Genomic DNA, 7,820 nt, shown 5'->3' with positions numbered 1-7,820 from the left:
GATGCTCGAGCGCGGCGAGCCGTTGCCGGCGACGCCGCACGCGCGCGACACGCGCTCGATCTTCGTCGACGGCCATTATAGGCCGAAGGAGATGTGGCGTGAGGCCGGCGGCGCCGCCTTCAACCCCGGCAATTATTATTATGTCGGCGGCAATTCGAAGTTCTATGGCGCGGTGCTGATCCGCTACCGCAAGGAAGATTTCGCCGCCATGGAGCACTTTGGCGGGGTCTCGCCGGCATGGCCGTTCTCCTATGAGGAATTCGAGCCCTGGTATTCGAAAGCCGAACAGCTGTTTCGCGTGCGCGGTGCACTGGGCGAGGATCCGACCGAGCCGTTCCATTCGATCCCCTACGCCTACAAGCCGGTGCCCGACGAGGCGCCGATCGCCCGCGCCCGCGCCGAGCTGAAAAACCTCGGCCTGCATCCGGCCTCGCTGCCGCTCGGCGTCGACATCGACACCTGGCTGAAAGAGGGCAAGACCGGCTGGGATGCGTTTCCCAACACCGGCCAGGGCAAGGTCGACGCGCAGACAGGACCGCTGACGGCGGCCCTGAAGGACACCAACATCCGGCTCGAGACCGGCTGTTATGTCGAGTACCTGGAGGCATCGACCGACGGCAAAACCATTGCTGCCATCCACTATCGGCAGAATGGTGAGCTGAAAAAGGTCGCGCCGAAACTGGTCATCCTCTCCGCTGGCGCGGTCAATTCCGCCGTCATCCTGCTGCGATCACCGTCTCCTGATGGCAAGGGCCTTGCCAACCGCTCCGATCAGGTCGGGCGCAATTTCATGAACCACAATTCCAGCGCCATGCTGGCGATCGATCCGCGCCGCCGCAACGATGCCGTCTACCAGAAGACGCTGATGCTCAACGACTACTATCTGTCCGACGGCAAGGGCGGTAAGCCGCTGGGGAACGTCCAACTGCTCGGCAAGATCGACGGCAACATGCTGCGGGCCAATGTCAAGTACACGCCGGGATTCGCGCTCGACTTCATGGCCGGCCACGCCGTCGACTGGTACCTTATGTGCGAAGACCTGCCCGACCCGGAAAGCCGCATCATGGTCGACGGCAAGGACATCATCATGCAGTGGCGGCGCTCCAACATGCAGTCGCTCGACGGGCTGAACAAGGTAATGCGCGAAAACTTCCGCGCCTGCGGCTATCCCATCGTGCTGTCGCGCCCCTTCGACAAGCGCACGCCGTCGCATCAATGCGGCACGATCAAGATGGGCGACGATCCGGCGACGGCGGCGCTCGACCCCTACTGCCGCTCCTTCGACCACCGGAACCTGTTCGTCGTCGACGCCGGTTTCCTGCCGAACTCGGCGGCGGTCAACCCAGCGCTGTCGATTGCAGCCCAAGCGCTGCGCGTTGCTGACCACATCCGCAAGACGGACCTCGCCGCATGACCCGCCCCGCCGCCATCGTCACCGGCGGCGCGCGCGGCATCGGCCTCGCCTGCGCCCAGGCACTGGCGGATGCCGGCTTCGATATTCTGGTCGCCGACCTTGCCGAAACAGCCGCCGACGGACTTGCCCCCGACATCACCAAGCGTGGCGCAAAATTCGCCTATGTCAGGTGCGACATCGCGGACCTCGACACCCATACAGCACTTGTCGATGCCGCGATGCGCGCCTTCGGCCGCATCGACTGCCTGGTCAACAATGCCGGCGTCGGCGCCGTGGTGCGCGGTGACCTCTTGGACCTCAAGCCGGAGAATTTCGATCGCACGCTGGGCATCAACCTGCGCGGCACCGTCTTCCTCAGCCAGGCTGTCGCCAAGGCGATGCTGGCTGCGCCAGGCGATCAGAGATCCATCATCACCATCACCTCGGTCAGTGCTGAAATGGCGTCGCCGGAACGGCCGGACTACTGCATCTCGAAGGCCGGGCTTTCGATGTGGGTGAAGAACCTGGCGTTGCGGCTTGCGCCTGAAAACATCGCCGTCTTCGAAGTCCGGCCCGGCATCATCCGCACCGACATGACCTCAGGCGTGACCGCCAAATATGACGCCCTTATCGACGGCGGCCTGGTTCCGGCCAAACGCTGGGGCGAAGCATCGGACATCGGCGCGGTGGTGGCGACGCTCGCCGGCGGCAAGCTCGGCTTTTCGACCGGCTCGATCATCAATGTCGACGGCGCGCTCTCGGTGCCACGGCTATGAATGGATCAGGAAATGACTGACTATATCATCGTGGGCGCCGGTCCTGCCGGCTGCGTTATGGCCAACCGGCTGAGCGAAGATCCCAGCAATTCGGTCCTGCTGCTGGAAGCCGGCGGCAAGGACTGGCACCCCTACATCCACATGCCGGCGGGCTTCGCCAAGATGACCAAAGGCATTGCTTCCTGGGGTTGGTCGACCGTGCCGCAAAAGCACATGAAGGACCGCGTCTTCTGGTACACGCAGGCCAAGGTGGTCGGCGGCGGCTCGTCCATCAACGCGCAGATCTACACGCGCGGCAATGCCCGCGACTACGACGCCTGGGAGAAGGAAGAAGGCCTCGCCGGCTGGGGCTATCGCGACGTGCTGCCCTATTTCAAGCGCGCCGAAAACAACCAGCGCTACGCCAACGACTTTCATGGCGACCAGGGCCCGCTCGGCGTGTCCAACCCGATTGCGCCGCTACCTATCTGCGAGGCCTATTTCCGTGCCGGCCAGGAGATGGGCATCCCCTTCAACCCGGACTTCAACGGCGCTGCCCAGGAAGGCGTCGGCTACTACCAGCTGACCCAGAAGGATGCCCGACGCTCCTCCGCCTCGGTCGCTTATTTGAAGCCGATCCGCAGCCGCAAGAACCTGACCCTCCGAACCGATGTGCTGGTGACGCGCATCGTCGTCGAGAACGGTCGCGCTATCGGCGTCGAGGTGGTCGACAGGCCGGGCGGCGAGAAGAAAATCCTGCGCGCCGAACGCGAGGTGATCGTCTCGTCCGGCGCCATCGGCTCGCCGAAACTCCTGATGCAGTCGGGGATCGGCCCCGCAGACCATCTGAAGTCGGTCGGCGTCACGCCGGTGCATGACCTGCCCGGCGTCGGCTCCAACATGCAGGACCATCTCGATTTGTTCGTCATCGCCGAATGCACCGGCGATCACACCTATGACAACTACGCCAAGCTGCACCGCACGGCCTGGGCCGGTCTGCAATATCTGCTGCTGAAGAAAGGCCCGGTGGCCTCCAGCCTGTTCGAGACCGGCGGCTTCTGGTACGCCGACCCGACCGCCGCCTCGCCCGACATTCAGTTCCATCTCGGCTTGGGATCCGGCATCGAGGCCGGCGTCGAGAAGCTGAACAATCCAGGTGTCACCCTGAACTCGGCCTTCCTGCGGCCGCGCTCACGCGGCACGGTGCGGCTGAAGAGTGCCGACCCGGCCGACCACCCGCTGATCGATCCGAACTACTGGTCCGATCCCTATGACCGCGCCATGTCGATCAAGGGGCTGCGACTGGCGCGCCAGATCATGCGGCAGAAGGCGCTTGCCCCTTACGTGCTGCGCGAAGTGCTGCCCGGGCCGTCGCTCGCCAGCGACGACGAGCTGTTCGACTATGCCTGCCGCACCTCCAAAACCGACCATCACCCGGTTGGCACCTGCCGCATGGGCCATGACGACATGGCCGTGGTGACACCGGATCTGCGGTTGCGCGGCATCGAGGGCCTGCGCGTTTGCGATGCCTCGGTGATGCCGCGCGTGCCTTCATCCAACACCAATGCGCCGACAATAATGGTCGGTGAAAAAGGAGCCGATCTGGTCCTCGGCCGCGAGCCGCTGCCGCCGGCGGTGTTTTCCGGAAACCGGGCTGCTTAGCCGCTGAGGAGCAAGACATGATCAGGCACTGTGTTTTCGCTAGATTTCGCAATGATGTCGACGCCGCCGAACGCACGGCGATCCATGCCGATCTCGAAGCGCTGCGACAGGTTATCGACGGCATGGACGCCGTAAAATTCAGCGCCAATGTCAGCCCGGAGCCGTTCGCACGCGGCTTCACCCATGGCTTCACCATCGACTTCCGCGATGCTGCCGCGCGCGATGCCTATCTTGCGCATGAAGCGCACCAGCGCGCCGGCGCACGCCTGGTCGCTGCCCTGGAAGGCGGCACGGACGGGCTGATGGTGTTTGATCTCGAAATCTAGACTCACCATCAAGCCACGATCGAGTTCATCGACAGATGGCGCCGGTCGCTCCTCATCGCACCTCAGCGGGCGTTCGATCAAATGAGCCGCGCGAAAAAGTGACCACCGGTCTTCCCTGAACTGGCTGATAATTCCTCACATCGATGATGGTGGAGGAGGAAGATTTGCCCCTTAATTCGCAGCAGAAGAAGACCGTCCTCGCCTCGTTCCTGGGCTGGACGCTCGATGCTTTCGATTTCTTCCTTCTGACATTCCTGCTCACCGATATCGCGACCGAATTCCACGCCGACGTGCCCGCGGTCTCCAAGGCGCTGTTCCTGACCTTGGCCACACGCTTCATCGGCGCGTTCTTCTTCGGCATGCTTGCCGACAAATACGGGCGCAAGCCGATCCTCATGCTCAACATCGTGAGCTATTCGGTGATCGGCGCGCTGGCCGCCTTCTCGCCCAATCTCGGCATCTTCCTCGCCCTGCGTGCGCTGTTCGGCATCGCCATGGGCGGCGAATGGGGGCTTGGCAGTTCGCTGGCCATGGAATCCATTCCGCCGAGCGCACGCGGCATGGTCTCCGGCATCCTGCAATGCGGCTATCCGGCCGGCTATCTGCTGGCGGCGGTGGTCTATGGCCTGCTCTATCAGCAGACGATCGGCGGCTACACGATCGGCTGGCGCGCCATGTTCCTGCTCAGCTTCGTGCCGGCGCTGATTGTGCTCTTCATCCGCTCGCATGTGCCGGAATCGCCGGCCTTCGTCGAAGCGCAGAAGACGGCTCGACCGGGCATGTGGGAAACCCTGCAGAAACACTGGGGTGTCGCGCTCTATGCCGTCGTGCTGATGATGTTCTTCAATTTCTTTAGTCATGGCACGCAGGACCTCTACCCGACCTTCCTGAAGAAGCAGCACGGCTTCGATCCGCATACGGTGAGCTGGATCACCATCGTCGCCAATATCGGCGCCATCGTCGGCGGCCTGGCATTCGGCGCGCTGTCCGAAAAGATCGGCCGCGTCAACGCCATCACGCTGGCCTGCCTGATCGCCTTGCCGTCGATCCCGCTATGGGCCTACTCGACCACGCCGTTCATGCTCGCCATCGGCGCCTTCGTCATGCAGGTCGCGGTCCAGGGCGCCTGGGGCGTCATCCCCGTGCACCTCAACGAGCTTTCGCCCGGGGCGGTGCGGGCGACCTTGCCCGGCTTTATCTATCAGGCGGGCAATCTCGCCGCGTCCTATGGCGGCCCCTATCAGGCAGGAATCGCGGAAAGCGCCGGAGGCAGCTATGGCTATGCCCTGGCGCTGTTCGCAGGCGTGGTCGCCATCTGCATCATCGTCGTCATCCGTTTCAGTCCGGAACGACGTGGCCAGTTGATGACCGTACTCAATTAGGGTCGAAATCAGCCGAGCCTGAGCGCAACGACGCCGGCGACGATGCTGAGCGCGGCGGCACCGCGCCAGCCGGTCATTTTTTCGCCGAGAGCGAAGACCGAGATCATCATGGCAAACAGAATCGAGGTTTCGCGCAGCGAGGCCACGGAGGCGATCGGCGCCTTGGTCATCGCCCACATGACGATCCAGTAGGCGGCGCCGCTGAGCACGCCCGTGAACAGTCCTGCCTTCCAGTCGCGCGCCAACACCGGCAGCGCCTTCGGCCCGCGGAAGATGAGGCACAGCACCAAGGCGCCAAAAGCATCGCAGATGAACAGCCAGGCTGCATAGCTCTGCGCGGTTGCCGCCAGCCGTGCGCCGCTGCCGTCGGACAGCGTGTAACTGGCAATGAAGATGGAAGTGCCCAGTGCGAAGCCAACCGCGCGCAGATTGAGTTTTTCCAGATGTGCGCCGCCACGAAACGACATCACCAGCGTGCCGGCCGACAACAGGAAGATGCCGAGCATGGCGAACGGGCCGGGAATCTCGGCAACGACGAACATGCCGCCAAAGGCCGAGAGCAGAGGTGCGGTGCCCCGCGCCAGCGGATAGGTCTGGGCGAAATCGCCCGCCTTGTAGGCGCCGATCAGGAAGGTGCGGTAGCCCATGTGGAAAATGACGGAGGCGATGATGTAGGGCCACACCTCCGCCTTCGGCACTTCGACGAAGGGCAGCACCACGAGTGCCGCCGCGCCCATGCCGAGCGTCATCAGCGTGATCGACAGGAAGCGGTCGAGATGAACCTTGACCAGCGCATTCCAGATCGCGTGCATGGCAGCGGCGGCAAGCACTGCAAAAAAAACGAAAAGCGTCATGTGGCAATGCCGGGCGTTTCCAGGTCGATGTCGACCCGCAACGGAAAATGATCCGACGCAACCTCGTCGATATCGGCACAGATCGAACGCACCCGCCCGGCGAACATGCCGCCGACGAAGCAATGGTCGAGCCGGCGCTTTGCCAGTCTGCCGTCGATGTTCTTCACATGGGTGTGGAAGTCCGGAACCGGCTCCCCGGCAACAGCGGCGGCATCGACGAAACCGCTGAGATAGGCGGCACCCGGATGGTAGGGCGTGCTGCCGACGATGCGGCGATATTCGGCGCTGCCCGGCTCCATGTTGAAATCGCCCATCCAGATCGCCGCCAGCGGGTTTTCCGGCTCCGCTTCGCCGCTGGTCCAGTTGCGCGTGGGCTCGTCGTCGACGCCGCTCCACGGCCCGCCGTCGGACGGTGCCCGGCGATGCTCGGCCAGGAGATAGTCGATCTGCTCCAGCCGCTCCTCGGCCGCGATATGGGCGAGATGCAGCGACAACACCCGCACCGGCCCTGCCGGCGTGCGGATCATGCATTCGAGTGCTGCATTGCGGGTGTTGAGCGGCCGCTGCGTGCGGCGCATCGGCAGCGCATGCAGCCGCGACCAGACGATCGGCAGTTTCGACAGCACCATGGTGCCGAACTGGCGGCGCCGGTTGACCAGGCGGCCGTCATGCCGCTCGCTGGCGTCCATGTCGAAGGCCGGGCCATAGACCCAGTGATAGTCGGGCAGCAGGCTGGAAAGCAGTTCCGGCTGATCGTCGAAATTGCTGCGTTGCCAGTGACGCTCGACTTCCTGCAGTGCAATGACGTCGGCGCCGGCAACGATGCGCGCGGCGCGCGAAAGATCGTAGCGCCCGTCGCTGCCGAACCCGTACTGGATGTTGTAGCTGACCAGCTTCATTGCTTATCCGGCTCAATTTCGTGTTGGCAGTAGCGGTTCGATGCCGCGGTTGCAATGTGCAGGAGAATGGACGTGGCTTGGACCAGCCTTGCCCCTGACCGGGATCATGCACCGATCCCGAAGCACTTCGGTATCTTCCGTGCGCCGGAAAACGGCGTGCGATGCCTCAAGTATTCAGCGGCTGGAACCGGCCGGGTGGCGACGCGGCCAGTTCGGTCCAGTCGATCTCTTCCTCAAGGCGATGATAGGCTTCGTCGCCAATCGTCTCGTTGCGGCGCAATTCCTCCAGCGCGTCGCGCTGGCTCTTGATCGCATAAAGACGCAAGCGGTCATATTCGGTCGCCGCCTGGGCATCGTCGGGGTTTTTGGCGATCTTGCGTTGAGCGGCATATTGCTCGCGCACCGCGGCCGCAGCGTCCGATGTCTTGCCGCTCAATATGTCGAGCGCCGCCTGCATGACCACAACGCGCGCCTGCGCAACCTCGCGGTCGACCGTTTCGTCAGGATTGAGATTCAAAAGGCGCAGCAGCGGCTTCAGGCTCATGCCTT

General features: G+C 63.6%; 7 protein-coding genes and 1 pseudogene. 5 read left to right on the top strand and 3 right to left on the bottom strand.

Annotated elements, in window-relative coordinates; genetic code table 11:
* From EN925_RS14300 to EN925_RS14280, 5 genes are all read left to right on the top strand, one after another.
* Positions 1-1,414: GMC family oxidoreductase (locus tag EN925_RS14300; protein ID WP_164894210.1), on the top strand; the 1,414-nt coding region annotated here is incomplete at its 5' end.
* The gene (locus tag EN925_RS14295; protein ID WP_127368971.1) at positions 1,411-2,169 is read left to right on the top strand and encodes a 3-ketoacyl-ACP reductase; all 759 of its coding nucleotides are present in this window, start codon (positions 1,411-1,413) and stop codon (positions 2,167-2,169) included. The genes EN925_RS14300 and EN925_RS14295, both read left to right, overlap by 4 nt.
* 12 nt (positions 2,170-2,181) lie before the next feature.
* A complete protein-coding gene (locus EN925_RS14290) occupies positions 2,182-3,810 on the top strand; it encodes a choline dehydrogenase (protein WP_127384926.1) in 1,629 nt (542 codons plus the stop codon).
* Positions 3,811-3,827: 17 nt separating this feature from the next.
* Positions 3,828-4,136 carry a Dabb family protein gene (locus EN925_RS14285; protein ID WP_127369605.1) on the top strand — a complete coding sequence of 103 codons (309 nt, stop codon included), beginning with the start codon at positions 3,828-3,830 and terminating at the stop codon, positions 4,134-4,136.
* Positions 4,137-4,300: 164 nt separating this feature from the next.
* Positions 4,301-5,518 carry an MFS transporter gene (locus EN925_RS14280; RefSeq protein ID WP_024502755.1) on the top strand — a complete coding sequence of 406 codons (1,218 nt, stop codon included), beginning with the start codon at positions 4,301-4,303 and terminating at the stop codon, positions 5,516-5,518.
* Positions 5,519-5,526: 8 nt separating this feature from the next.
* Here EN925_RS14280 and EN925_RS14275 read toward each other — a convergent pair whose 3' ends face one another.
* The 3 genes and pseudogenes from EN925_RS14275 to EN925_RS14265 form a co-directional block, all read right to left on the bottom strand.
* Entirely contained in the window at positions 5,527-6,372 is an 846-nt protein-coding gene (locus EN925_RS14275) for an EamA family transporter (protein WP_013529691.1), read from the bottom strand.
* Positions 6,369-7,271, bottom strand: a complete 903-nt coding sequence (locus EN925_RS14270; protein ID WP_127369604.1) for an endonuclease/exonuclease/phosphatase family protein — start codon at positions 7,269-7,271, stop codon at positions 6,369-6,371. The genes EN925_RS14275 and EN925_RS14270 overlap by 4 nt, the downstream gene beginning before the upstream one ends.
* 166 nt (positions 7,272-7,437) lie before the next feature.
* Positions 7,438-7,820, bottom strand: a pseudogene (locus EN925_RS14265) (sodium:proton antiporter); the annotation flags it as partial.

This window comes from Mesorhizobium sp. M7A.F.Ca.US.006.04.2.1 (assembly GCF_004022915.1).
Lineage (GTDB): Bacteria > Pseudomonadota > Alphaproteobacteria > Rhizobiales > Rhizobiaceae > Mesorhizobium > Mesorhizobium ciceri.
Note: the sequence above shows the minus strand (reverse complement) of the source record. Positions and strands in the feature narration are given on the sequence as shown.